Source organism: Streptomyces sp. NPDC091271 (assembly GCF_044757505.1).
Lineage (GTDB): Bacteria > Actinomycetota > Actinomycetes > Streptomycetales > Streptomycetaceae > Streptomyces.
Genome location: NZ_JBIVVD010000002.1, coordinates 177,113 through 201,433 on the forward strand (window position 1 = coordinate 177,113; position 24,321 = coordinate 201,433).

The 24,321-nt window shown below is 71.5% G+C and carries 20 protein-coding genes and 1 pseudogene; 15 read left to right on the top strand and 6 right to left on the bottom strand.

The annotated features are described in order from the left end of the window. The first annotated feature begins 152 nt into the window (after positions 1–152). The 11 genes from ACIQM3_RS08255 (at position 153) to ACIQM3_RS08305 (ending at position 14,078) form a co-directional block, all read left to right on the top strand. Complete coding sequence (locus tag ACIQM3_RS08255; protein WP_401620532.1) at positions 153–1,421, top strand: ABC transporter substrate-binding protein; 1,269 nt, start codon at positions 153–155, stop codon at positions 1,419–1,421. A 135-nt stretch (positions 1,422–1,556) separates the two neighbouring features. Further along, positions 1,557–2,399: a carbohydrate ABC transporter permease gene (locus ACIQM3_RS08260; RefSeq protein WP_401620534.1), complete on the top strand. Its 843-nt coding sequence runs from the start codon at positions 1,557–1,559 to the stop codon at positions 2,397–2,399. Beyond that, positions 2,386–3,291: a carbohydrate ABC transporter permease gene (locus ACIQM3_RS08265; RefSeq protein WP_401620537.1), complete on the top strand. Its 906-nt coding sequence runs from the start codon at positions 2,386–2,388 to the stop codon at positions 3,289–3,291. The genes ACIQM3_RS08260 and ACIQM3_RS08265 overlap by 14 nt, the downstream gene beginning before the upstream one ends. Before the next feature lie 45 nt (positions 3,292–3,336). Then, complete coding sequence (locus ACIQM3_RS08270) at positions 3,337–4,101, top strand: SDR family NAD(P)-dependent oxidoreductase (protein WP_401620540.1); 765 nt, start codon at positions 3,337–3,339, stop codon at positions 4,099–4,101. After that, positions 4,089–5,876, top strand: a complete 1,788-nt coding sequence (locus tag ACIQM3_RS08275) for a heparinase II/III family protein (RefSeq protein WP_401620543.1) — start codon at positions 4,089–4,091, stop codon at positions 5,874–5,876. The genes ACIQM3_RS08270 and ACIQM3_RS08275 overlap by 13 nt, the downstream gene beginning before the upstream one ends. A 3-nt stretch (positions 5,877–5,879) precedes the next feature. Continuing rightward, positions 5,880–7,865, top strand: a complete 1,986-nt coding sequence (locus ACIQM3_RS08280) for a hypothetical protein (protein WP_401620546.1) — start codon at positions 5,880–5,882, stop codon at positions 7,863–7,865. Between the two features lie 2 nt (positions 7,866–7,867). Then, a complete protein-coding gene (locus tag ACIQM3_RS08285) occupies positions 7,868–8,470 on the top strand; it encodes a hypothetical protein (protein ID WP_401620549.1) in 603 nt (200 codons plus the stop codon). Further along, positions 8,467–9,546 carry a DUF1565 domain-containing protein gene (locus ACIQM3_RS08290; protein ID WP_401620551.1) on the top strand — a complete coding sequence of 360 codons (1,080 nt, stop codon included), beginning with the start codon at positions 8,467–8,469 and terminating at the stop codon, positions 9,544–9,546. Before ACIQM3_RS08285 ends, ACIQM3_RS08290 begins: the two co-directional genes overlap by 4 nt. Then, a complete protein-coding gene (locus ACIQM3_RS08295; protein WP_401620553.1) occupies positions 9,534–10,685 on the top strand; it encodes an SGNH/GDSL hydrolase family protein in 1,152 nt (383 codons plus the stop codon). Before ACIQM3_RS08290 ends, ACIQM3_RS08295 begins: the two co-directional genes overlap by 13 nt. 11 nt (positions 10,686–10,696) lie before the next feature. Further along, positions 10,697–13,099: a polysaccharide lyase 8 family protein gene (locus ACIQM3_RS08300; RefSeq protein WP_401620556.1), complete on the top strand. Its 2,403-nt coding sequence runs from the start codon at positions 10,697–10,699 to the stop codon at positions 13,097–13,099. 4 nt (positions 13,100–13,103) lie between these two features. Next, entirely contained in the window at positions 13,104–14,078 is a 975-nt protein-coding gene (locus ACIQM3_RS08305; protein ID WP_401620559.1) for an acetylxylan esterase, read from the top strand. 10 nt (positions 14,079–14,088) lie between these two features. On the opposite strand, the gene ACIQM3_RS08310 is transcribed toward ACIQM3_RS08305, so the two are convergent. Then, positions 14,089–15,663: a phytoene desaturase family protein gene (locus ACIQM3_RS08310; RefSeq protein ID WP_401620562.1), complete on the bottom strand. Its 1,575-nt coding sequence runs from the start codon at positions 15,661–15,663 to the stop codon at positions 14,089–14,091. A gap of 152 nt (positions 15,664–15,815) precedes the next feature. On the opposite strand from ACIQM3_RS08310, the gene ACIQM3_RS08315 reads away from it, so the two are divergent. Beyond that, positions 15,816–16,442 (top strand): DinB family protein, encoded by a 627-nt coding sequence (locus ACIQM3_RS08315; protein ID WP_401620565.1) that lies wholly within the window; start codon positions 15,816–15,818, stop codon positions 16,440–16,442. Between the two features lie 30 nt (positions 16,443–16,472). Here the strand turns inward: ACIQM3_RS08315 and ACIQM3_RS08320 are convergent, their stop codons facing one another. Continuing rightward, entirely contained in the window at positions 16,473–18,719 is a 2,247-nt protein-coding gene (locus ACIQM3_RS08320; protein WP_401620568.1) for a tetratricopeptide repeat protein, read from the bottom strand. A 42-nt stretch (positions 18,720–18,761) separates the two neighbouring features. Continuing rightward, complete coding sequence (locus ACIQM3_RS08325; protein WP_401620571.1) at positions 18,762–19,652, bottom strand: oxygenase MpaB family protein; 891 nt, start codon at positions 19,650–19,652, stop codon at positions 18,762–18,764. Positions 19,653–19,808: 156 nt separating this feature from the next. Here ACIQM3_RS08325 and ACIQM3_RS08330 point away from each other — a divergent pair. Continuing rightward, a pseudogene (locus ACIQM3_RS08330) lies at positions 19,809–20,268 on the top strand (hypothetical protein). Between the two features lie 6 nt (positions 20,269–20,274). On the opposite strand, the gene ACIQM3_RS08335 reads toward ACIQM3_RS08330, so the two are convergent. Both ACIQM3_RS08335 and ACIQM3_RS08340 read right to left on the bottom strand, forming a co-directional pair. Then, on the bottom strand, positions 20,275–21,432 hold the full coding sequence (locus ACIQM3_RS08335; protein ID WP_401620573.1) for a methyltransferase: 1,158 nt from the start codon (positions 21,430–21,432) through the stop codon (positions 20,275–20,277). Between the two features lie 72 nt (positions 21,433–21,504). Continuing rightward, a complete protein-coding gene (locus ACIQM3_RS08340; RefSeq protein WP_362942088.1) occupies positions 21,505–21,717 on the bottom strand; it encodes a hypothetical protein in 213 nt (70 codons plus the stop codon). Positions 21,718–21,929: 212 nt separating this feature from the next. Between ACIQM3_RS08340 and ACIQM3_RS08345 the strand changes: the two genes are divergently transcribed. Next, positions 21,930–22,751: an endonuclease I family protein gene (locus ACIQM3_RS08345; protein ID WP_401620578.1), complete on the top strand. Its 822-nt coding sequence runs from the start codon at positions 21,930–21,932 to the stop codon at positions 22,749–22,751. 15 nt (positions 22,752–22,766) lie between these two features. Here the strand turns inward: ACIQM3_RS08345 and ACIQM3_RS08350 are convergent, their stop codons facing one another. Then, entirely contained in the window at positions 22,767–23,726 is a 960-nt protein-coding gene (locus ACIQM3_RS08350; RefSeq protein ID WP_401620581.1) for a DMT family transporter, read from the bottom strand. A gap of 137 nt (positions 23,727–23,863) precedes the next feature. Here ACIQM3_RS08350 and ACIQM3_RS08355 point away from each other — a divergent pair, with 137 nt between their 5' ends. Next, positions 23,864–24,316, top strand: a complete 453-nt coding sequence (locus tag ACIQM3_RS08355; protein ID WP_401620584.1) for an Lrp/AsnC family transcriptional regulator — start codon at positions 23,864–23,866, stop codon at positions 24,314–24,316. Positions 24,317–24,321: the final 5 nt, after the last annotated feature.

Sequence of the window (24,321 nt, forward strand, 5' to 3'; positions counted from 1 at the left end):
GTTAACGCCCCTGAAAATTGTTGTGCATCAGCTGTTGACGACACTCTCAAGGCGTTCCTAGCATCACTGCATCGATTTACCAGCACTTCCCAGCCATGTCCGGGAGGTCCGAGCTGGATCGATCCACCGCTCCACCTCAAAAGGGGTGCCCCATGGAACTCAACAGACGGTCCGTGCTCGCCGCGATCGGCGCGGGCACCGCTGCTGCCGCTCTCGCGGGCTGTGGCGGCGGCGCGTCGTCCGCCGGTTCGGCCGACGGCCCAGCCGAGGGCGAGATCACGCTGCTCACACCGATCTACGAAGGCGCCGACGGCAAGACGCTCCTGGAGGAGAAGATCCTCGGCGGGTTCCGGAAGAAGTATCCGGACGTCAAGGTGAACGTCGACTACACGACGTACGCGCAGCTCAACGAGAAGATCACCACCGGGCTCGCCGGCGGGCTGCTGCCCGACGTACTGATGATGGGCGTCGGCTGGATCCCCCCGTTCGCCTCGAAGAAGGCGATCGCCGAGCTCCCGGAGGCGTTCGCCTCCGCGCACGACTACGAGAAGCGCGTGCTCGAGCCCTCGCGCTACGACGGGAAGCTCTACGCTCTGCCCGTCGTCCTCGACACCCGCATCGTCGTGTACCGCAAGGACCACTTCGCCGAGGCCGGCATCAAGAAGACACCGGCCAACTGGGCCGAGCTGCGCGCCGTCGCGAAGCAGCTGACCGGAGACGGCCACATGGGTTTCGACCCGTTCTCCATCGACCTGCGCCAGTGCTGGGAGACCTTCCTCTTCGCCAACGGCGGTCAGCTCTTCAGCTCGGACGGCAAGAAGGTGCTGTTCACCGACGCCCGCGGGGTCGAGGCCCTCCAGTTCTTCAAGGACCTGGTCGAGGACGGGTCGGCCGACTACGCCAAGAAGACGGACATCGGCACCCCGTCCAACGTACAGACCGGCAAGGCGTCGATGATGATGACGTCCAGTGCCCTGTGGGTCCAGACGAAGGACCAGAACCCCGATCTCATCGAGGACGACAAGCTCGGCTCGTTCGTGCTCGCCAACCGCAGGCCGGCGATGCTCCAGGGCGGCACGCTCGTCACACAGGCCGCACGCTCCAAGCATCCTGCGGCGGCCCGTGCGCTGGTCGAGTACCTCGCGACGCCCGAGTCGATCCTCGGAGCGGCACAGCAGCGCGGTTCGGTACCCGGACTCGGCGATCTGAACGACACCGGTTACGTCAAGGAGAACCAGTTCGTCGATCTCTCCCTCCAGAACCTCCAGCACGCGTACTCCGAGGGCGGAACCGCGGCCTGGATGGAGATCCGGGAGAAGATCAAGCCGACGCTGGAGCCCGCGATCGTCGGCGATCAGTCCGCGAAGGACGCCATCGCGGAGCTCGGCCGTCTCGCCGAGGCCGCCATCGGCCGGATGTGAGGACCCGTCACCATGGGAGCGACAACCGTAGTGAAGGCCAGGCCTGCACGGCCGCCTTCCCCACCTGAGACCTCGACGCCGCGGCGGGCCGGCCGGGTCCCCACCGGCCCGGGACGCCGCCGGCGCAGGGCGGGCATGCTCATGGTGGCGCCCGCGCTGCTGCACGCCTCGCTGTGGATCGGTCTTCCGGTCGTGGTCTCGGTGTGCCTGGCCTTCACGAAGTACGACGTGCTGAGCGCGCCGGAGTTCGTGGGCCTGGCCAACTTCCGGGACATGCTGGACGACGCGGTCTTCCGTAAGTCCGTCGTCAACACCCTCCTGTACACCCTCTTCACCGTGCCGTTCGGGATGGCGCTGGGCCTGCTGGTGGCCCTCGCCCTGCACACCGGGCTCAAGGCGCGCGGTATCTTCCGCACCGCCGTGTTCCTGCCCCAGGTCACCGCCACCGTCGCGATCGCGCTGGTCTGGCTGTGGATCTACAACCCGAGCAACGGTCTGCTCAACACGATGCTGTCGTTCCTCGGGATCGACGGCCCGGCCTGGCTGTCCTCGACGACCTGGGCGCTGCCCTCGGTGATCCTGGTCGGCATCTGGCAGGGCATCGGCATGAAGATGCTCATCTACCTAGCCGCGCTCCAGTCCCTTCCCAAGGAGCTGTACGAGGCTGCGTCGGTGGACGGGGCGTCCAGGGCCAGGCAGTTCTTCTCGATCACGCTGCCGTTGCTCAAGCCGGCGACGTTCTTCGTGTTCATCACCTCGATGATCAGCGCGTTCCAGTCCTTCGACCAGATCTACATCCTGACCGACGGCGGCCCCGCCAACAGCACCACGATGATGACGTACGAGATCTACAAGTCCGCCTTCCGGGAGTTCCGCGTCGGTTACGCCAGCGCGCAGTCACTGGTGCTCTTCGTGCTGCTGATGGGCTTCACCCTGGTCAACAAGCGGATCATGGGAGGCAGCCGTGGCCACAACTGAGCTGCTGAAGCCGGATCCCGCGCTGCGGAAGCGGGCCGTTCCCCTCGGCCGGATCGCGCTCTACGCGACGCTGTCCGTCGTCTCCCTGCTGATGGTGGTGCCGTTCGCCTGGATGGTGCTCACCTCTCTCAAGACCCCGGTCGAGATCGCGTCTCAGGACGCCGGACTGCTGCCGGAGCACTGGGAGTTCGGGAACTACGTCGAGGCGTTGAAGGCGGCCCCGTTCGCCACGTACGCCCGGAACAGTCTCGTCATCGCGATCAGCCACACCGTGCTCAACGTGCTGGTGGCGTCGATGGCGGGGTACGCGCTGGCGCGCATCAGGTTCCGCGGCAGCGAGATGATCTTCTATCTCTTCGTCGCGGCCCTCATGATCCCCACGTACACCAAGGTGCTGCCGGAGTTCCTGATCGTCCGCTTCATGCCGCTGGCCGGCGGGAACGACATCCTCGGCCAGGGCGGGAGCGGGTGGCTGGACAGCTGGTGGGCGCTCATCATCCCGGGTGCGGTCACCCCGTTCGCCGTCTTCCTCTTCCGGCAGTTCTACCTGGATCTGCCGGTGGAGCTGGAGGAGGCGGCCCGGCTCGACGGTCTGGGCGAGTTCCGGATCTACGCCCGGATCATGTCGCCGCAGGTCAAGCCCGCCTTCATCACCGTGGCGCTGCTGACCTTCGAATCGTCGTGGAACAACTTCCTCTGGCCGCTGCTGGTGACCCACACGGACAGCCTGCGGGTCATCCAGGTGGGGCTCTCCGTCTTCAAGACGGAGAACGGCACCCAGTGGCACTTCCTGATGGCGGGCACCACGCTCGCCACCCTGCCCATGGTCGTCCTCTTCCTCATCGGCCAGCGCTACTTCGTGCAGGGCTTCGCAACCGCCGGTCTCAAGTGACCGGTTCCGGCCCGCTGCGGGCCGGCCACCGAAAGGTCTTCACCCATGTCTGCTGATCTCAACGGCTCCCGCGCTCTCGTCACGGGGGCGGGCCACGGCATCGGCCGCGCCATCGCGGTGGCCCTGGCCGAGGCCGGCGCCGATGTCGCCGTGCACTACCACTCCTCCGCGGACGAGGCGGCGAAAACCGTCTCCGCCATCGAGGCGCTGGGCCGAAGGGCCAAGGCGTTCCGGGCCGATGTGACGGTGACGGCCGAGGTGGACCTGCTGGTCGAGGAGGCCACCGGCTTCCTCGGCGGGCTGGACGTCCTCGTCTGCAACGCGGGCCATCTCATCGGCCGCGAGAAGATCGCGGAGATGTCCGACGACCACTTCGAGCGGGTCATCTCCACCAATCTCACGTCGACGTTCCGCACGGTGCGGGCCGCCCTGCCGCATCTGACGCAGTCGTCCGCGGGTCGCGTCATCACGATGTCGTCGCTGGCCGCGCACAACGGCGGCGGGCCCGGCTCGGTGGCCTACGCGGCCGCCAAGGCCGGCGTCCGGGGCTTCACCAAGGGTCTCGCGAAGGAGCTCGCCGGAACGGGTGTCACGGTCAACACGGTCGCCCCCGGCTTCATCAAGGGCACCGCGTTCCACGACACGTTCACCGCCGCCCCGGCCCAGGAGGCCATGGAGGCGGGCATCCCGGTCGGCCGGGCCGGCACCCCGGAGGACGTCGCCCACGCCGTCGTCCATCTGGCGTCGCCCGCCTCGGGTTTCCTCACCGCCACCACGGTGGACATCGACGGTGGCGTATGGCCGCGTTGATGCGGATCCCCCGGGAGCGGGGCGGCTGGTGGCACGCGTACGTCTGCCCGGCGCACGGCGTGGAGCTCGATCACGGTGACCTTCTGGCCGGGACCTTTCCAGAGGGTGGCGCGCGGTGTGCGCACGGCTGCCGGGTGGACACGGCGGCGGTGCGCGGCGCGTGGGTGGTCCTGTCGCACCAGGCGTGGGCCCGGCACCTCCGGGTGCTGGCCCACCGGGGCGAGCGCGCGGAGGCGGTGGCCCGGCTCGTCGAGTACGCCGAGCTCTATGCCTCCCTCGCCACGGAGCAGCACGGCGAGGCGCAGGGCTGGATGCTGCGCGGCCGGCTCTTCCACCAGGCGCTGACCGACGCCATATGGGCGGTGAACATCGGGCACACCGTGATCACACTGGCCGAGCACGGCACGGAGGATCTGGCCGCGGTCCTGCCGCTCCTGGACGAGCTGGAACGGGCGGCGCTGGAGGCCCGCGATGTGCTGACGGGCCGGGGTCAGCTGGCGTCCAACTACACCGCATGGCTGAACGCGGCCGGTTCCTCCGCGAGCCGCGCCGCATCGGGGGCGCGCGGCCTGGAGTGGGACGGCGCGAAGCAGTGGCTGGAGGGCGAGCACGGGCTGTACGCGCACCTGCGGGTGGCCGTCGCCGACGACGGCTGGGAGTGGGAGGGCAGCACCTACTACCACGGCTTCGTGCTGCGGGCCGCTCTGCTCGCGCTGCGCTCCACCGACCCGGCGGCGATTCCGTCCGACGTGGTGGGGGTGCTTGCCGGGATGACGGAGGTGCTGGCGGTGATCGCGACGGACGGCGGCATCCTTCCGGCGCTGCACGACGGCCCCTATCTGCGCCGTCCGCTGGCCCTGGAGTGGCTCGAACTGGCGTCGCTGGCACAGCAGTTGATTCCGTCCGGCGCATTGGAAGGGGTGGCGGCGCGGGCCCGCGCCGAGCTAGGCACCCATGACGACGGACTGGACCGGGAGCTGGGCGGCTGGTTCGCGGGACCGCCCCTCCCCCGCCGCTCGGCACCGGGCACGGTCACCGTCTTCCCGTCGGCCGGTTACGGAGTGGTGCGCGCGGCGGGCATCCATGCCCTGCTGGACTTCGGCCCGCACGGCGGCTCGCACGGGCACCGCGACAAACTGTCGCTCTATCTGTACGGCGACACGACACCGTGGCAGCCGGACCCTGGCCAGGTGCCGTACGCCCACGCCGAGTTCCGTGACCTGTACGCGTCGACCGAGGCGCATCCGGCGTTCCGGGTCGACGGCGCCGAGCAGGCGGAGTGCGCCGGTGCGCTCCTTGCGTCGGACGCCCGCTCGGTGACCGCCGAGGTCACCACGGCGTACGAAGGGGTGCGCGCGGTGCGCAGGGTGGTCGCGGCCGGCTGCTGTCTGGTGGATCTGCTGACTGTGACGGGCCGGGAGGCGCGGCGCGTCACCGGGCAGCTGCGTCCGGGGACGGCTCTCGACGTGCAGCAGCAGGCGGCCGGTCCTGTGCGCACCACCTGGTACGGCGACGAGACCCTGCACGGCTGGCACACGCACACCCCGGGGGTGGAGGTCCGTCCCTTCTCGCGGCCGGGCCCCGGTCCGGCCGACGATCCGCAGCGCACGCGCACCTGGGTCGACTTCACCGGCGAGGCGGAGCGGATCACGTTCGCGTCGGTGTACCAGGCGGCCTCCGCAGGCCCCGCGGTGACCGGTGTACGCCTCGACGGCGAGGAGCTGACGGTGGAGCTGGCGGACGGTTCGGCCGAGCGTTTCGGAACGGGGAGCTGATCCGTGCTGCTCTCCGCCCTTCCGCCGCCCGGCCCGCGCCCCGCCCAGGAGCTCCGCCTCCGGGAGGAGGCCGCCCGGCACCGCGGCCTGACCCCGCCCCGTACGCATCCCCTGGCCAGCGTCACCTGGCTCGGCCCCGCCGCCTCCAACCCCGCGCTGGCCTACCGCACCACCGGTGACCGCGCGCATCTGGACGAGAGCCGGCGCTGGATCGAGGCCGCGGTCCGGCTGCCGCACTGGGGCCGCGCCCATATGCCGGACCACGACCTGGACGCGGGCTGGCTGCTGCACCATCTCTCGCTCGCCTACCGGTGGATCGGTGACGAACTGCCGGACGAGGTGCGGGCCCTGCTCCGGTACAAGCTGCTTCTCCAGGGCCGCCGGATGTACGAGTTCGCGGTGGCGAGCGAGGGGCGCTGGTGGTCGTCGTCGTACTGGCAGAACCACAACTGGATCTGTCACGCGGGTCTGGCGACGGCCGGCTACGTGCTCGGCAAGGAGGAGTGGACCGAGCGTGCCAAGGACAACCTGGGCACGGTCCTGGACCTGATGCCGCCGGACGGTTCGCATGCCGAAGGCGTCGTCTACTGGCGTTACGGGGTGCCGTTCCTGGCGATCCATCTGGACCTGCTCCAGGAGGCCGAGGGCATCGACTGGTGGGGGCGCGGCGGCTTCCTCTCCTCGACGTTCCGCTACCGGCTCCACCAGACGGCGCCGGGCTTCGCCCTCAACGTCGACCACGGGGACTGCCACGACCGGCGCAGCGGCCACAGCGCCGGCCTGTACTACCGGCTCGCGGCACAGTACGGGATCGCGGAGGCCCAGTGGATGGGCGATCTGGCCTCGGGCGAACTGCTGTGGAAGGAGGCGTCGGAGAGCGGGGTGCGGCCGGGAATCCTGCCGGAGGCCTATCTGGAGTACCTCTGGTACGACCCGTCCGTGCGGCCTGCCCGGCCGACGGAGACCCATGCGTTCTTCCCGGATCTCGGCCTGCTCGCGGCCCGTACGAGCTGGGACGACGACGCCACTCTGGTGTCGTTCAAGGCGAGTCCCGGGGGCGGTCACACAGCGTGGGAGACCTCGGCGAAGCACCGGGCGGAACGGGGGTGGGAGACCTTGAACCAGGGGCACCACCACCCCGATTCCGGATCGTTCGTGCTGGTCTCGCAGGGGGAGTTCCTCGCTGTCGACGAGGGCTACAGCAACCGCAAGCGGGCGGCGCACCACAATCTCCTGCTGGTGGACGGTCAGGGGTACGCGGACGAGGACCGCTACCACGTCTACGAGGGCGTCCCCTACGAGCGGCAGGCCCGCCAGCGCGATGTGCTGGCGGACGCCGAAGGCGGCTGGGCGCACGCCACCGCGGAGATCGCCGCGATGTACGACCCCGGGCTGGGCGTCCGGCGCCTGGACCGGACCCTGGTGTTCACACCGTCGGGGCGGCTCGTCCTGCTGGACCTGGCCGAGGCGGAGCAGGAGCGTGAGTGGACGTTCCTGCTCCAGACCGACCGCCCGACGGAGCTCATGCCCGACGGCAGCAGGCTGATCCGGTCGGGGCCGGCCACCGCCCGCCTGACGCGGTTCGCCCCGGCCGACGCCTCGGTCGGCTGTGAGGTCACCGAGGTCGAGGCCAATCCGACGTCCAGCACCCCGGAGCTGCGTCTGACGCGCACCCTGCACACGCTGCGTGCGACAACGCCGCGGTCTCGCGAAGGGCTCTTCCTCACCGCACTCGTTCCGGGCGGTACGCAGGGCGCCGAGCAGGCCGCGTGCGCGGAGGGGCACGGAGTCACCTTCGGGGAGACCGGGGAGACCGTGCTCCTGTCCCCCGTCGGCCTGCGCATCCGTACGGCAGCGGTCGACGCGGATGCCGCGGCCGTGCTGCTCCGCCCCGGCAGGGCCCCGTACGTCGTCCGGTGCACGCGGCTGGTGCTGGACGGGCGTGTGCTCCTGGACGTGATCGAGCCGTACACAGGAAAGGTCGGCTGACCATGCAGGCAATTCTCCCGTCGGGTGGGACGGCGCTGCTGCGCCGGCTGGAGTTCATCGCCTTTCCGGCCGCTGCCGGGGCGGCGTGCTCCGTGCTGTCCCTGGGCGTCGTGACCTGGCTGCCCGCACTGGCCGCGATGGCTCACGCCCTTCAGCTCTGGCGTGCCGAAGGGGACAGCCGCCTCTTCGCCAACACCGTCGCCGTGTTCCCCCGCTACTGGCGGGCGTTGTGGCGGCACGGGCTCCTGTCCACTGCGGCGGCGGTCGTCCTCACGGCGAACATCGTGTATCTGCTCGGGCGTTCCGAGCCCTGGACGTTCGTCGTGCTCGCCGCCCAGGTGGGCATCGCTGCCGCCCTCGTGATCCACCACATCGCCCTGGCGGCCGAGGCCGGCCGGTCCCGCGAGGGCTCGGTCCGCGCCTGGTCGGCCGGCGCGCTCGCACTCGGCTTCGGGTCCCCGGCCCGCGGCACCGCCCTGCTCGGCGCGGTGGTCTCCGCCGTGTTGCTCTCCCTCGTCGTACCGCTGGGGCCGCTGCTGCTGGGCCCCAGCGTTCCCGTACTGCTCGCCCTGTCCTTCGCCGATCCCAGGAGGCACACCTCATGAGCCGTTTACTGCGTTCCGTCCTCGTCGCCGCGCTCGCCGCCGGCAGCCCGCTCCTTCTCGCCCCGCCGTCCCCGGCCGCCGAGGCGGCCACCGCGTACTACGTCTCGCCGTCCGGGGACGACTCGGCCTCCGGTACGTCGGCGGCGGCGCCGCTCGCCACGATCCAGAAGGCTCTCGATCTGGCACCCACCGGCGCGGTGGTGCATCTCGCGGCCGGCACATACCGGCAGGACGTGGTCACCTCCCGCCCCGGTGTCACGCTCACGGGGCCGTCCAACGCGGTGGTGAAGGGCGCGGGCGACAGCAGGATCATTCAGGTGCGGCACGACTCGACGACGCTGAGCGGCTTCACCGTCGACGGGCTGCACGGCGCGGCCGACGACGTGGCGGGCTACCGCCTCAAGCTCATCTACGTCATGAGCACGACTCCGGGCAACGGTGTGGGGGCCCTGCGCGTCACCGGGATGACGCTGAGGAACGCGGCGGACGAATGCCTGCGGCTGCGCTACCTGGTGACGGGCGCGGAGGTGGACGACAACACGATCACCGACTGCGGGGTCGCCGACTTCAAGTTCGGCGGGGGCGGCAAGAACGGTGAGGGGATCTACCTCGGTACGGCGCCCGAGCAGCAGGGCGCCAACGGCGCCCCGGACGCGGCTGCCGACGTCAGCAGGAACAACCGCATCCACCACAACACCATCGTCACCCGGGGCAACGAGTGCGTGGACGTGAAGGAGAACTCGACCGCCAACTACGTCGAGTACAACGACTGCAGCGGCCAGAAGGACTCCAGTTCCGGCGGGCTCGACGCACGGGGCAGCGGCAACATCTTCCGCTACAACACCGTGCACGACAACGTGGGCGCGGGCGTCCGTCTCGGCGGTGACACCGCGACCGACGGCATCGACACGAGCGTGTACGGCAACACGATCACCGGCAACGCGGGCGGTGGCATCAAGTTCATGCGCACCCCGCAGGGCCCGGTGTGCACCAACACCATGAGCGGCAACACCGGTGGCGACGCGGTCGGCACCTACGCCGGCGAGTACGACCCGACCGGGGCGTGCCCGCAGTGACCGTCCGGGGGCCCGCGAGACGCGGGGTGCTGACGGCCACCGCCGGAGTGGCCGCCGTCGCGGCCACGGCGCCGGCGGCCCGGGCGGCGGAGCCGAGGAGACCGGGAACGGCCTGGGCCACGTCCTGGGCCACGGCGCAGACCGCGCCGACCGCGACGGACACGGTGGCGACGGCCGGGCTGACCGACGGCGTGTGCACAGCGACCGTGCGCCTCTCGGCCGGCGGCCGGGTGCGCCTCCGGTACGGGCACGCCTACGGAGCGGTGCCGGTGCTGGTCGGCCCCGTGACCGCCGGCGGGCGGGCGGTGACGTTCGGCGGCCGGAGGCAGGCGTGGCTGGCCGCGGGAGCCACCCTGACCAGCGATCCGGTCGACGGACTGCGCGCCCCGGACGGGTCCGCGCTGACCGTCGGGACCCGGCTTCCGGGGCCCACCGGCCCGTTGTCCTTCCACCGGAACACGCATGCCTCGCACAGCGTCGACGGGGTGCGCACCACCTCGGTGTTCCTCCTGACGGGCGTCGAGGTGACCGGTGCCCACGGGCCCGTCGTCGCGGTGCTCGGCGACTCGGTCGCGGAGGGCGTCGGCACTCCCGACGACGCCGATCTGCGCTGGCCGGACCAGCTGGCCCGGCGGCTTCCCGGATCGGCCGTCGCGAACCTCGGCATCAGCGGCAACAGACTGCTGCTGGACGACGCCAGGTTCGGGCCGGGAGGCCAGGCGCGCTTCGACCGGGATGTCCTGGCGCTCCCCGGCCTGCGCACCGTGCTGGTCCAGCTCGGCGTCAACGACCTCCAGCAGCCGCCGGCCCGGACGGACTCCTCGCTCGTCCTGGCCGGCTACCGCCAGCTGGTGCTGCGGGCCCGGAGCGCGGGGCTGAGGATCGTCGGCTCGACCATCACCCCGTTCGAGGGCTGGCCCCGCTGGACGCCGGAGCTCGACGAGGTACGGCAGCGGATCAACCGCGCCGTACGCACCGGCCACCTGTTCGACGCGGTCGCCGACTTCGACACGGCGCTGCGCGACCCCGCACGTCCGTCACGCCTGCGGCCTGCCTTCGACAGCGGTGACGGCCTGCACCCCAATCCCTCCGGTCACGCCGCGCTCGCCGGGGCCGTCGACCGCCGACACCTGCTGTGAGGACCCGAACCATGCACCCAGGCACCGGCACGACACGCCGTACCGTCCTGGCCGGGGCGGCGGCGCTCGGCGCGGCCGTCACCCTGCCCCTCACCCTTACCCCCGGGGCCGCTCACGCCGCCGCCGGGGAGGCCGGCGCGCTGCGCGCCCGCTGGCACACCCTGCTGACCGGGGGCCCCGGCCTCGACCTCGGCGACGAGCGGATCGCCGCGGCCGTGGCCCGGACCGGGAAGGCGGCCACCACCGCGGCCAAGGGCCTCGATCCGTCCCGTACCGGCGGGCTGTTCGAGGATCTGACCAGCACGACGCTCTCCAACCACGTCACCACCTCGTTCAAGCGCCTCGCCACGATCGCGACCGCGTGGGCGGTCCCCGGCACCCCGCAGCACGGTGACACCTCGCTGCGTGACCTGCTGCTCGCGGGCGTCGACTGGATGCTGACGAACCGTTACGGTCCCGGGCACACCCGCTTCGACAACGACTGGGACTGGGAGATCGGCTCGGCCCTCGCGCTCAACGACGCGTCCGTCCTGCTGTACGACGCGCTCGGTGCGGAGCGTCTTGAGCGGATCACCACGGCGGTGCGGCACTACACCCCGGACCCGAACCTGTGGCGCGCCGACCGGCAGATCGCCACCGGGGCCAACCGGGTGTGGGTCTCCACCGTGGTCGCCGTCAACGCGGTGCTGCGTGACGACGGGGACGCCCTGGCCCGGGTGCGTGACGCTCTTTCGGACGTCGAGGGTTCGGGGGCCAACAGCGTCCTGGCCTTCAACGACCGTACGGACGGCACGACGGGCACCGGTGAGGGCTTCTACGCGGACGGCTCGTTCCTGCAGCACTACAAGCACCCGTACAACGGCGGTTACGGCAAGGAGCTGCTGAACAGCCTCTCCCGGCTGCTGAATCTGCTCGCCGGCACGGAGTGGACGGTCACCGACCCCGAGCTCGACAACGTCCGGAGCTGGGTCCTCGACGGCTTCGACCCGCTGCTGGCACGGGGCGATGTGATGGCATCGGTGTGCGGGCGCGAGATCGCCCGGCCCAGCAAGCAGGGCCACGCCTCGGCGCAGACGGTCGTCGAGGCGGTGCTGCGGCTGATCCCGGGCTTCCCCGGCGGGACGGGCGAGGACTTCACGGCACTGGCCAAGCAGTGGATCGCCGAGGACACCTACCGGGACTTCCTCGCGGTCACCGATCCGGCGTCCCTCGTCTCCGCGCTGCGGATCATCGATTCCCCCGTCCCGGCGCGCGGTCCGCTGGTCGCCCACAAGCAGCATCCCCGGATGGACAAGGCGGCGCACCACCGGCCCTCGTTCGCCCTGGGCATCTCCGCGTACTCGAGCCGGATCTACAACTACGAGTCGATCCAGAACGAGAATCTGCACGGCTGGCACCTCTCCGACGGCATGGTGCTGCTGTACACCGACGACCTCGGCCACTACAGCGAGGACTACTGGCCCACCGTCGACCCCACCCGGCTGCCGGGCACCACGGTCGTCGCCGGCCGGCCGGCGGACGCCGCGGGCCAGCGCACGACGAGCGAAGCCGACTGGGCGGGCGGCACCGCCCTGCCCGGCACGACGCTCGGCGCGTACGGCATGGAGCTGCGGGCGTACGGAAGCACGCTGCGCGGCCTGAAGAGCTGGTTCTGCCTGGACGACGTGATCGCGTGCGTCGGCTCCGGCATCGAAGCGGACACGGGCACCGTGGAGACGGTCGTCGAGAACCGCAAGCTGCGCGATCCGGGAGCGGCCCTTCTCGTCGACGGCCGCCCGGCCCCCGCCGGGACGGACTGGTCGGCGCGGCTCGACGCGGTCCGGTGGCTGCACCTCGAAGGAACCGGGGGCTACATCTTCCCCGAACGCGCCGACCTGCGCGGTCTGCGTGAGGAACGCACGGCGGCCTGGCGGGAGATCAACCTCAAGTACGGCACGGACACCCAGGTCACCCGCCCCTATCTGACGCTGTGGCAGGACCATGGCGCGGCCCCCGCCGGAGCCGGCTACTTCTGGCTCCAGGCCCCGGCGGCCTCCGCGGCCCGGACCCGGCAGTGGTCGGCGGCGCCTCCGGTGCGGCTGGTCGCCCGCTCGACGGCTGTGCACGCCGTACGCCGCCCCGCCGACGGGCTGCTCGCCGCCAACTTCTGGACAGCGGGCACGGCGCAGGAACTGACCAGCGACGGTCCCGCCTCGGTGCTGGTGCGCCCGGACGGCAGGACGGTCACGGTCGCCCTGTCCGATCCGACGCAGCTGCGGTCCTCGGTGGTGCTCGATCTCGCCCTGTCCGGCCTCGCGGTCACCGCCGCGGACCCCCGTGTCCGCGCCACCGCCACGGGCCGGGGGCTGCGGATCACCGCGGACACGGCCGGCCTGCACGGCGCGACCCTGAACCTCACTCTGAAGAGGAGCTAGACCCTTGCTGTTCGACATGCCCCTGGAGAAGCTGACCGAGTACCGGCCGGAGCCCGAGGAGCCCGCCGACTTCGACGCGTTCTGGGAGAAGACGCTCGGCGAGAGCGCACGTCACGGCGTGGACGCCGCGTTCGTCCCGTACGACGCCGGGTTCACGACCGTGGACGTGTACGACGTGACGTTCAACGGCTGGAGCGGCCAGCCGGTGAAGGCCTGGCTGATGCTGCCGCGCGTCCGCTCGGGTCCGCTGCCGGCCGTGGTGCAGTACATCGGGTACAACGGCGGCCGGGGCATCCCTTACTCCTGGCTGACCTGGAGCGCGCTCGGCTACGCCCATCTGGTGATGGACAACCGGGGCCAGGGCGGCGGCGGAAAGAACACCTCGGACACACCGGACCTCGGCCCGGACGGCCACGGCTCCTCCTCCCCCGGCTTCCTCACCCGCGGCATCGAGGACCCGTCCCGGCACTACTACCGGCGCCTCATCACCGACGCCGTGCGCGCGGTCGACGCGGTGAAGGCCCACGAGGCCGTGGACCCCTCGCGGGTCGCGGTGCTCGGCGGCAGTCAGGGAGGCGGTCTCGCGCTGGCCGTCGCGGGGCTGCGTGACGACGTGGCGGCGGCCGTGGCGGATGTGCCGTTCCTCTGCCACTTCCGGCGCGGCTCGCAGATCACGGACTCGGGGCCGTACGCGGAGATCGCGCGCTGGCTCTCCGGGCACCGCTTCCGTATCGAGGAGGCGATGGAGACCCTCTCCTACTTCGACGGGGTCAACTTCGCGGCGCGGGCCACGGCCCCGGCGTGGTTCTCGGTGGGCCTGATGGACCGGATCTGCCCGTCGTCGACGGTGTTCGCGGCGTACCACGCGTACGCCGGCCCCGCCGAGCTGGAGGTGTTCCCGTACAACGGTCACGAGGGCGGGGCGGAGTACGACCTGCCGCGCAAGCTCGGGGCGCTGCGCGGGGTGTTCGGTCAGTAGGGGGTTCCGGTCACCGGCCCAGCGCCGCCATGGCGGCGTTGTGGCCGGGCACCCCGCTGACCCCGCCGCCGCGCACGGCCCCCGCACCGCACAGCAGGACGTTGGCGTGGGCGGTCTCCACGCCCCAGCGGCCCGTCTCCCCGGCGGCGTACGGGAAGGAGAGGTCCCGGTGGAAGATGTGGCCGCCGGGCAGCCTCAGGTCGCGCTCCAGGTCGAGGGGTGTCTTCGCCTCGATGCACGGCCGGCCGTCGGCGTCCAGGGCCAGGCACTCGGTGACGGGCTCCTCGAGATGGGCGTCGAGTTCGGCCAGAGTGGCCCCGAGCAGGGCTTCCCGTGTCCCCCTGTCGTCCGCCGCGAACAGTCTGGCGGGGGTGTGCAGGCCGAACAGGGTGAGGGTCTGGTAGCCACGGGCCGCGAGGTCGGGGCCGAGGATCGAGGGGTCGGTCAGCGAGTGGCAGTAGATCTCGGAGGGCGGGGCGCCGGGCGGACGTCCCGCCGCCGCCTCACGGTAGGCGGTGGCCAGTTGCTCGTACCCCTCGGCGATGTGGAAGGTCCCGGCGAACGCCCGGTGCGGGTCGACGGAGTGGTCACGCAGCCTCGGCAGCCGGGTGAGCAGCATGTTCACCTTCAGCTGGGCGCCCTCGGCCGGGGCGGGCGGCTTCTCGCCGAGGAGCTCGGCCAGCGCCTGCGGCGACGCGTTGACCAGGACCCGCCGCGCGCCGACGACGTGTTCCCCGTCGGATGAGCGGACGGTGACCTCGGCGCGGGTGCCGTCGGTCTCGATCCGGGTGGCCTCGTGCAGCACGCGGATCTCGGCTCCCGCCGCGCGGGCCGCACCGGCCAGAGCGTCCGTGAGCGCGCCCATGCCGCCGACCGGGACGTCCCAGTCCCCGGTGGAATTGCCGATCACGTGGTAGAGGAAGCAGCGGTTCTGGACCAGGGACGGGTCGTGGGCATCGGCGAAGGTCCCGATCAGCGCGTCGGTGAGCACGACCCCGCGGACGAGGTCGTCGGCGAAGTTCTCCTCGACGGCGACGCCGATCGGCTCCTCGAACAGCACGCGCCAGGCGTCCGCGTCGTCCACGCGTGCCCTCAGGTCCTCGCGGGCCGGCAGGGGTTCGGTGAGCGTGGGGAACACCCGCTCGGCGACGCGGCCCGTCATCCCGTAGAAGCGCTGCCAGGCCTCGTACTCCCGGCCGTCCCCGGTGAGCGCGGCGAAGGACTCCCGGGTGCCGTCACCGCCCACGAGCAGTCCGGTGGGCCGGCCGCCGCGCACGGTCGGGGTGTACGAGGAGACGGTCCGCTTCCGTACGGTGAAATCGAGGCCGAGCTCGCGGACGATCTTCTGCGGGAGGAGCGAGACGAGGTAGGAGTAGCGGGAGAGCCGGGCGTCGATCCCTTCGAAGGGGCGGGTCGACACGGCCGCTCCCCCGGTGCTGCCGAGACGCTCCAGGACGAGTACGGACTGCCCGGCGCGGGCGAGGTAGGCGGCGGCGACCAGACCGTTGTGGCCGCCGCCGACGATCACGGCGTCGTAGGCGGGGTGCGTGGGGGTGCCGGGTGAGGACGTCTCGTCTGCGGGCATGCCCCTTCGTAACACGGGATGATCGTCTCTGGACAGGGGTGACAGCTCGTGGCGGCCGGAGCGGGGGCGGCGAAAACCCGTAGGGCCCCGGCGGCCTCTGTGGCAGTGTGCTGCGCGGACCCCGTCTTCCCGCGCCCGGCTCAGGAGAATCCATGAACGCACCCGCCCGTCTGATCCCTTTGCTGGAGCAGTTCGACCGGTCGCGCGAACGGCTCACCGGACGGCTCTCGGGCCCGTTCGTGGACAGCGGCAACGGCACGGACGTGGAGGTGCCCGCGCTGACCGACGAGGAGTACCGGTGGGAGCCCGTGCCGGACTGCTGGTCGGTCCGCCTCCGGAGCGCGGGTCCCGGGCGGGGCGCGACCGCCCTGACCGGTGCGGGCGACTGGGGGCGCGACACGGCGCCCTTCCCGCATCCGTCGCCACCGCCCTTCACCACCCTCGCGTGGCGGCTGAGCCACCTCAGCGAACTGCTGGCGCTGCGCGCCGATCACACGGCGGGGAGCCACAGCCTCACGCGGGAGGACTACCGCGTGGTGGGGGACGCGGCGGGGGCCCTCGCGGACTTCGGCGCGTCGGCGGACGCGTGGCGTGCGGCCCTGCTCGGCGCCGACGACGCGGCACTCGACACGGTCGGGTACAGCACCTATCCGTACGGCAGCGACCCGGAGGATCCCTTCCTGGACACCGTGTGGTGGGTCAACCAGGAGCTGCTGCACCACGGAGCGGAGATCGCGCTGCTGCGGGACCTCTACCGCGTACGGGGCGGCCTGGCCTGACGGTCCGTGGGCCCCCGCCGGGTCCCGCGTTCAGTGCGGCGGCATCCCGCGCTGCCTGCGCAGGTCGGCGACCCGCCGGTAGAGGTCCACCGCCTCCGTACTGCGGCCGAGCTGTTCCAGGCAGTGCGCCTCGTCGTTGCGCCCGGCGAGCGTGTCGGGGTGGTCGGCGCCCAGCACCCGTTCCCGGATCTCCGCGACCGTGCGGTAGTCGGTGAGCGCCTCGGCCCATCGGCCGAGCCAGCCCAGCCCCACGGCCACCTCGCGGCGGCTGACCAGGGTGTCGGGGTGGTCCGGGCCCAGGGTGCGTTCCCGGATCGCGCAGACCTCGCGTGACTCGTCGAGCGCCTCCTCCCAGCGCGCCATCCGCCCCAGGTTGACGCCGAGCCCGTGCCGGGCGCGCAGCGTCTCGGGGTCGGCCGGGCCGCCGGCCCGGGTGCGGTCCTCGACCAGGGCGCGGTAGAGCTCCAGCGCCTCGGCGCTGCGGCCCAGCCTGCCGAGGCTGATACCCACCTCGTAACGCGCGGACAGGGTGTCGGGGTGGTCGGGACCGAGCGCGGCGGCGCGGCCCCGCGCCACGTCGCGGTAGGTCTGCAGGGCCTCGGTCCAGCGGTCCAGACGGCCAAGTGTGTACGCCACTTCGTACAGCGTGACCAGGGTGTCCGGGTGCGTCGCGCCGAGCAGGCGGCCGCGGGCCGCCGCCACCTCCCGGGCCATGCGGTACGAGTCCTCCAGGCGGCCGAGCCTGCTGAGGTTGAAGGCGAGGTTGTGGCGGCAGCGCAGGGTGTCGGGGTGGTCCGGCCCCATGGAGCGCTCCCGCGAGGCGAGCACCGAGGCGTAGACCTGGTGGGCCTCGAAGTGGCGTCCGAGCTGGCCGAGGACGTACGCCGTCTCCTGGCGGGCCGCGAGGGTCTCGGGGTGGTCGGGGCCCAGGGTGCGTTCGCGGCCGTCGGCGACCCGGGCGAACTCCCGCAGCGCGTCGGCGGCCCGTCCGGTGCGGCTGAGGGTGAATCCGACCTCGTACCTGCTGGCGAGGGTGTCGGGGTGGTCGGGACCGAGAGCCTGTTCGCGTTCGGTGGCGACCGCTCGGTGCACCTCGCCGGCCTCCTCCCAGTGCCCCAGCCGCGCCAGGTTGAGTCCCGCGCTGTGCCGGCCGGCCAGGGTGGCGAGCAGTCCGGGCGGCGGAGTGGGGCGGCCCGGTCCCGTGGACGGGAGCCCGCCGACGGGAGCATGACCGGTCCCGGTGGTCCATGCCCCGGTCAGCGCGGCCGCGTGGTCGGTGGCGGCCGTGCGCACGTACGCAGCGCCGGTCGCCTTGTGACCGGTGGTCATGTCGCGCGTCCAGGAGGGCAGTCGGGGCGCGCTGCCACCGGGGTGTTGGACCGGGACGGGAGGGGCGAGCCGGACCCGTCCTGTCTCCGGCTGCTCACCGGTGCGCCCGAGTGCGATGCGCTGCCGCAGGTCGCCGGCGTCGGCCGGCCGCTCGCCCGGCGTCTTGGCCAGCAGGTCCAGGACGACCTTGTCGAAGAACCTGGGGAGCTCGGCCCGGTGGGTGCGCGGCGGCTCGGGGGCGGTGTCGCGGTGCCCGACGAGCACTGCCCAGGCGTCGTCCATGTCGAACGGCGGTACGCCCGTGGCGATTTCGTACAGCACACAGCCCAGCGAGTAGAGATCACTGCGGTGGTCGACCTCCCCGCCGCTGATCTGCTCCGGCGACATGTAGTGCGGGGTCCCCATGGCGATGCCGGTACCGGTGAGACGCGAGGTGAAGCCGATGTCGTGGCCGAGCCTGGCGATGCCGAAGTCGCAGATCTTCACGGCGCCGTCGTCGAGCCGCATGATGTTCGCGGGCTTGAGGTCGCGGTGCACGATGCCCTGCTGGTGGGTGTAGCCCAGGGCGTCGGCGACCTGGTCGGCGATGTCCACGACGTCGGCCACGGGCAGCGGGTGCTGCTTGTTGTCCTCCAGGAGCTGGCTGAGGTTGCGCCCCTCCAGGAGCTCCATGACGAGGTAGAGGACGCCGTCCGACTCGCCGAAGTCGTGGACGACGGTGACTCCACGGTGCTGGAGTGCCGCGGCCACCCGCGCCTCCCGGCGGAAGCGCTCGCGCAGTATGCGGGTGAATGCCTGGTCGTGCTGCGGCCCCATCGGCTTCAGGCACTTGACGGCCACCTGCCGGCCCAGCGATTCGTCGCGCGCGCGCCACACCTCGCCCATGCCTCCGCGCCCGATCAGATCGAGCAGCCGGTACCGGCTCTGGATCAGCCTGGTGTCCGCCATCGCCTGTTGTCGCCCCCGTTTGCTTCGCTGCTTCGCTGCCCGCTATCGCTGCTGCGCCCTCCCAGGCCCGTCCAGTATGGCTCCCCGTCTGCGGAGTTTGTACGGGGCGGGTCGGCTCCCCGGGCCGAGCCGTGCCATCGCCTTCACAATGTGACCGGGCGGCAGTCGCCAGCGGAGGCGGGCGGGGACGGAGCGCAGGACGGTTCCCGTGGTGCGCAGGCGGCGGTCGACCGCTGCCGGGGGCGGTGCGGCCCTGCCGTACAGCTCATGGGCGTACGCGGGCAGGGAGTCGTAGGCGAGCGCCGCCACGCGTCGCCAGAGCAGGGTGCGCGCCGGGACCAGCAGGGCGGGTACCGGCGGGTTGCGCAGGAAGTCGTCGACGTCCGACGCCTCCCGGCCCGCGGCGAGCAGCGGCCTGACCTGTTCGAAGTAGACGGCCAGGGCAGCGGTCGTGGCGGGGACGCCGGACGGGTCGAGACCGACGAGGCGGGCGCCCTCCCGCTGCTCGTCGACGTAGCGGTCGGCCTGGGCGTCGCTGAGCGGGAAGCCTGAGCGGCGTTCGACCTGGAGGTAGGAGTCGACCTCGGCGCAGTGCACCCAGAGGAGCAGCTGGGGTTCGTCGATGCCGTAGACCTCGCCGGTCACCGGGTCGGTGGCCTTGAGGAGCCGATGGATTCTGCGGACGCGCGCCCCGAACTTCTCGGCGTCCCGCGTGGTGTCGTAGGTGAGGGTGCCGACGAAGTCGGCCGTACGCAGCAGACGGCCCCAGGCGTCCTGGCGGAAGTCGGAGTTCTGCATGACCCCGCGCACGGCGCGCGGGTGGAGCGCCTGGAGATAGAGGGCGCGGACGCCGGCCACCCACATCATGGGGTCCCCGTGCATCTGCCAGGTGACGGAACCGGGGCCGAACAGTCCCGGGTCTCGATCGTTCATCGGCTCGTGCCTTCCGTTCGGCGGCGGAACCGGGCTCATGGGCCGGGTCGTCGTGCCGGGCGCGGTCGGGCCGGGAAGATCGTGACTCGTAGGATGACGTCCCGGCACGGTTACATGCATACCGCAAGTGCGCACGTTCCGGGGAGGGGTGGGGCTGTGCCCAGGTGGGGGCTGTTGGTGGAGCAGAACCTCGGGTTCGGCCGCCAGGGGCGGATGTGGTCGGTCGGCGTGATGGACCACGTGGAGGGATCGCGTGAGCACGCGCTCAAGGCTCTCCGGGTGCGGGCCGAGCGCTTCGAGCCGGTACATCCGGCCAACCCAACCCGAAACGCCGGACGCTGTACCGCGAGGCGGATGGCTTCCTGCTGGTCCTCGAGGGGTCTGGCAGCCCTTCCACTACCGGTTCACCGTGGCCGAGCAGCTGTACGACAGTGCGGCTCCCGGGCCCGCGGCGGAGCTGCCCGCCTCCCCGGCCAGGGAGCGGGAGGAGCCCAGCGTGAGCGAGCCCGCGTCGTCGGAGGCGATGCCCCTGGAGCAGGGCCCCGGGCCACCGCCCGCCTGGGACGAGCAGGTGCCCGAGGTGCCGTCCTGGCTCGGCCGGGACGACCTCCCCTGACGCGGGTCAGCGCTTGACGGCGCGCAGGACCACGAATTTCGGGTCGCCCGCGACGGTGACGCAGTTGCCGAAGATCCGGCGCAGCTGGGTGTGGTAGGCGAGGTGCCGGTTGCCGACCACCCACAGCTCCCCGCCCTGGCGCAGTGCGGCACGCGCTCCGTGGAACATGTTCCGGGCCGTGGCGTCGGTGACGGCCTGGTGCGAGTGGAACGGCGGGTTGCAGAGGACCAGGTCCACGCTTGCCGGGGGCACGTCCGCCATCCCGTCGCCGACCACGAACTCGGCCTTGGCGTCCGCCCCCGCGTTGTCGTGGAAGGTCGCCTCGGCGGAGGCGACGGCCTGGTACGACTCGTCCACGAAGGTGACGGTGGCGTCGGGGTTGGCGAGCGCCGCCGACGTGCCCAGGACGCCGTTCCCGCAGCCGAGGTCGACGACGCGGTCGGGCCCCGTCCGCTGCGGGAGGTGCTTCAGGAAGAAGCGGGTGCCGATGTCCAGGCGTTCGGCGCAGAAGATCCCGGCGTGGTTGGTGACCGTACGGCCGGAGACGACGCCGACGTCGTCGGGCAGGTCGTAGCGGTGGGGCCAGGGGCTGGGGGACCTGGGCAGGGAGGGGTCCGGGGTACAGAAGACGAGGCGCGCCTTCTTCACCGCGAGGGAGGTGCGGGTGGGGCCGATGATCCGCTCGAACAACTTGAGGGTGGAGGTGTGGATCTCCTTCACCATGCCGGTGCCGATGACGACGGTCCCCGCGTGCACGGCGGGCGCCAGCCTGTGGAGCTGGTCCTCCAGGAGCGCGAGACTCTTGGGGACCCGCACGAGCAGCAGGTCGACACGGTCCGGCGGAGTGTCGCGGACCGACAGCATGCGCACCGAGTCCGGAGCGGCGCCGTTGCGCGCCAGGTTGGCCTCGGTGGCCCGCCGGGCGAGGTACGAGTCGGTGATCTGTACGGGGCTGTGCGCGGCCAGCACGGTGGCGAGCGCGCCCCAGCGGTCGCCGACGACGGCCACGGTGCCGGTCGGGCGGACCGGTTCGCTCCCCTCCGCTCCCTCCAGCCGCCGCAGCAGGTACTCGTCGGCGGCGTCCCACGCACGGAAGGGGTCGCGCGGGTTCTCGGGAAAGCGGGCGAGATCGAATTCGCCCTGTGACGTCGTCAAACGGTTCATATTGCGTTCAGGCTAACCGAGTGGCGGGGAGCGCTCCGCACGCTCCCCGCCACAGCGGTGGTCCCACGGGTCCTACGGGAGCCGCTTGTCCATGGCGGAGCGGCCTTCCTCGGACAGCCTGCGCTGTGCCCACTCCAGGCTCTCGGGGGTCAGATCCCGCCCGGAGGCGAGCACCAGATCCTCCGCGGTGGGCTGATCGCCGCCTCCGGTGTGCAGCAGTCGGTCAGGGGTCACCCCCCGCACTTCCGGCACGGATACGGATACGGATTCGGACTCTTCGCTCATACCGCCTCCTCGTCCTTGCGGCAATTCTCGCGCCGGGGCGACATCCGCGCATCCGATGCCTCCGCGCGGCCGGAAAAGGTGTCACTTGACCTGCACATGATGAATACGCAACGTTCACACGACCGGCACCGTGCGTGTGGAAGGCTCCCGACCGAGCAGCCAACGTCCGGCCGTCACGACAGCGTTCCGCCACCACGGAGAGGGCACCCCACATGTCCAGTCGTCGCCGTTTCTACGCGCGTCCACTACTCGCCACAGCCGCATCGATCGCCGTTCTGACAGGCGTCGCGGCCACCGCCCCCGCCGCGACCCCCACGACAGCCGCGCCGGCTTCCCCGGCCGCCTCGCTCGACGACACCTACTACCAGGACGCTCTGGGGAAGACGGGCACCGCCCTCAAGAGCTCGCTGCACTCGATCATCAGCGAGCAGACCACGCTCTCCTACAGCCAGGTCTGGGACGCGCTCAAGGCGACCGACCAGGACCCCGCCAACTCCTCCAACGTGATCCTCCTCTACACGGGCCGCTCCCAGTCCAAGAGCGAGAACGGGGGCGACACCGGCGACTGGAACCGGGAGCACGTCTGGGCCAAGTCCCACGGCGACTTCGGCACCGCGACCGGCCCCGGCACCGACATCCACCACCTGCGTCCCGAGGACGTCCAGGTCAACTCCATCCGCGGCAACAAGGACTTCGACAACGGCGGCAGCACCGTCTCGGGGGCGCCCGGCAACTACACCGACGGTGACTCCTTCGAGCCGCGCGACGCGGTCAAGGGTGATGTCGCCCGGATGATCCTCTACATGGCGGTGCGGTACGAAGGCGACGACTCCTTCGCCGACCTGGAGCCGAACGACAGCGTGAGCAACGGGTCGGCCCCGAACATCGGGCGGCTCTCCGTGCTGAAGCAGTGGAGCCAGGAAGACCCGCCGGACAGCTTCGAGCAGAACCGCAACGAGGTCATATTCGACCGGTTCCAGCACAACCGGAACCCGTTCATCGACCACCCCGAGTGGGTCGAGGCCGTCTGGTAGAGAGCCGGCATGGGGTTATCGGGCTTCCCCGGCCACGCCCGGAGCCGCCGGCACGGCGGCTCCGGGCCCGCCCGGCTTCGCCGTGGCCCCCCGCCCCCGCTCGATCATGCCCAGCGCCACCCCGGCGACGATGACGGCGCCGCCCACCGCCTGGGCCGGCCGGACCGTCTCCCCGTTGATCACGACGGCGCCGATCACGCCGAAGACCGGGACCAGATTGAGGATGTTCACGGCGACGCTCGACGCCATCCTGCGCAGACCGTAGTTGTAGAGCAGGAAGCCGCCGACCGAGCACGCCACGGCCAGATGGACGAGCAGCACCGAGGCGGTCGGATCCGGCACGCGCCACTCACCCGCCTCCAGCAGGGAGGCGGCGAGGAAGCCGCCCGCCCCCGCCAGGGTCTGGTAGTACGTGACACTCAGGGCGTCCCGGCCCGCACTCGCCCGCTTGCCGAGCACGTTGTACCCCGCCCAGGCCAGCCCGCCCAGCAGCAGGAGGACGTCACCTGCCCACCGTGAACTCCCGCCGACCTGGGCCCCGTTGCGTACGACGAGGAAGGCGCCGACGGTGGCCAGCAGGACGCCCGCCAGGCGCGGCAGCGGCATCCGGGCACGCAGGACGACCAGTTCCAGCAGCATCGTCATCAGCGGATAGGTCGCCACGATCAGCGACGCGTCGGACGCCGTGGACAGGTCGACGCCCACGTTCTCCAGGATGAAGTAGACGGTGATCCCGAGGAAACCGCTCAGGTAGAGCTGCCACCGCTGCCGCACGTCCGGCCGGGCCGGACGACGCCGGCTCAGCCGCACCATGACCCCCAGCAGCAAGGCCGCCAGGGTGAATCTGATCGCGCCGATGCTGAGCGGCCCGACGTCGTCCAGCAGCCGCTTCGTCACCGCGTACGAACTGCTCCAGAACAGCGCGGCCGCCACGACCGCGACCACCGCCCGCACGCCGGGCCCTCGCTCATGCATCTACGTCGCCTCTTTCCCTCACCGGACACATCGATCCCCGAACCAACGTCGGCCGATCACGGAGGAGGCTAACAACATGAACCATGACAACGCGTACAATCCGAATTACCTTCGGAAACCGACAGAGTGAGGCGAGCGTGGACGAACTAGATTCGGCGTTGGTACGGATGCTCCAGGAGGACGGTCGGCGTACGAATCGGGACATGGCCCAAGCGCTCGGTATCGCGCCTTCCACCTGTCTCGAGCGCATCCGGTCGCTGCGTGAGCGCGGGATCCTGAAGGGGTTTCACGCCGAGGCCGACCTCGCGGCGATCGGCCGGGGACTTGAGGCGGTCATCGCCGTACGGGTCCGCCCGCCGACGCGTGCGGTGATCGAGGCCTTCCAGGCCTTCCTGGAGCGGATGCCCGAGGTGATCTCCCTCTTCGTCCTCACCGGGAACGACGACTTCCTGGTGCACGTCGCCGTCCGGGACACCGACCATCTGCACGCGGTGGTTCTGGACAAGCTGACGAAGCGACCGGAACTCGCCGACGTACGGACATCGGTGGTCTACGCGCACATGCGCAAGACGGTCGTCGGGCCGATGTGAGACTC

Coding starts and splice junctions, on each gene's coding strand:
- ACIQM3_RS08255 (WP_401620532.1), top strand. CDS start 153: ATGGAACTCAACAGACGGTCCGTGCTCGCCGCGATCGGCGCGGGCACC.
- ACIQM3_RS08260 (WP_401620534.1), top strand. CDS start 1,557: ATGCTCATGGTGGCGCCCGCGCTGCTGCACGCCTCGCTGTGGATCGGT.
- ACIQM3_RS08270 (WP_401620540.1), top strand. CDS start 3,337: ATGTCTGCTGATCTCAACGGCTCCCGCGCTCTCGTCACGGGGGCGGGC.
- ACIQM3_RS08275 (WP_401620543.1), top strand. CDS start 4,089: ATGGCCGCGTTGATGCGGATCCCCCGGGAGCGGGGCGGCTGGTGGCAC.
- ACIQM3_RS08285 (WP_401620549.1), top strand. CDS start 7,868: ATGCAGGCAATTCTCCCGTCGGGTGGGACGGCGCTGCTGCGCCGGCTG.
- ACIQM3_RS08290 (WP_401620551.1), top strand. CDS start 8,467: ATGAGCCGTTTACTGCGTTCCGTCCTCGTCGCCGCGCTCGCCGCCGGC.
- ACIQM3_RS08300 (WP_401620556.1), top strand. CDS start 10,697: ATGCACCCAGGCACCGGCACGACACGCCGTACCGTCCTGGCCGGGGCG.
- ACIQM3_RS08310 (WP_401620562.1), bottom strand. CDS start 15,663: ATGCCCGCAGACGAGACGTCCTCACCCGGCACCCCCACGCACCCCGCC.
- ACIQM3_RS08315 (WP_401620565.1), top strand. CDS start 15,816: ATGAACGCACCCGCCCGTCTGATCCCTTTGCTGGAGCAGTTCGACCGG.
- ACIQM3_RS08320 (WP_401620568.1), bottom strand. CDS start 18,719: ATGGCGGACACCAGGCTGATCCAGAGCCGGTACCGGCTGCTCGATCTG.
- ACIQM3_RS08325 (WP_401620571.1), bottom strand. CDS start 19,652: ATGAACGATCGAGACCCGGGACTGTTCGGCCCCGGTTCCGTCACCTGG.
- ACIQM3_RS08335 (WP_401620573.1), bottom strand. CDS start 21,432: ATGAACCGTTTGACGACGTCACAGGGCGAATTCGATCTCGCCCGCTTT.
- ACIQM3_RS08340 (WP_362942088.1), bottom strand. CDS start 21,717: ATGAGCGAAGAGTCCGAATCCGTATCCGTATCCGTGCCGGAAGTGCGG.
- ACIQM3_RS08345 (WP_401620578.1), top strand. CDS start 21,930: ATGTCCAGTCGTCGCCGTTTCTACGCGCGTCCACTACTCGCCACAGCC.
- ACIQM3_RS08350 (WP_401620581.1), bottom strand. CDS start 23,726: ATGCATGAGCGAGGGCCCGGCGTGCGGGCGGTGGTCGCGGTCGTGGCG.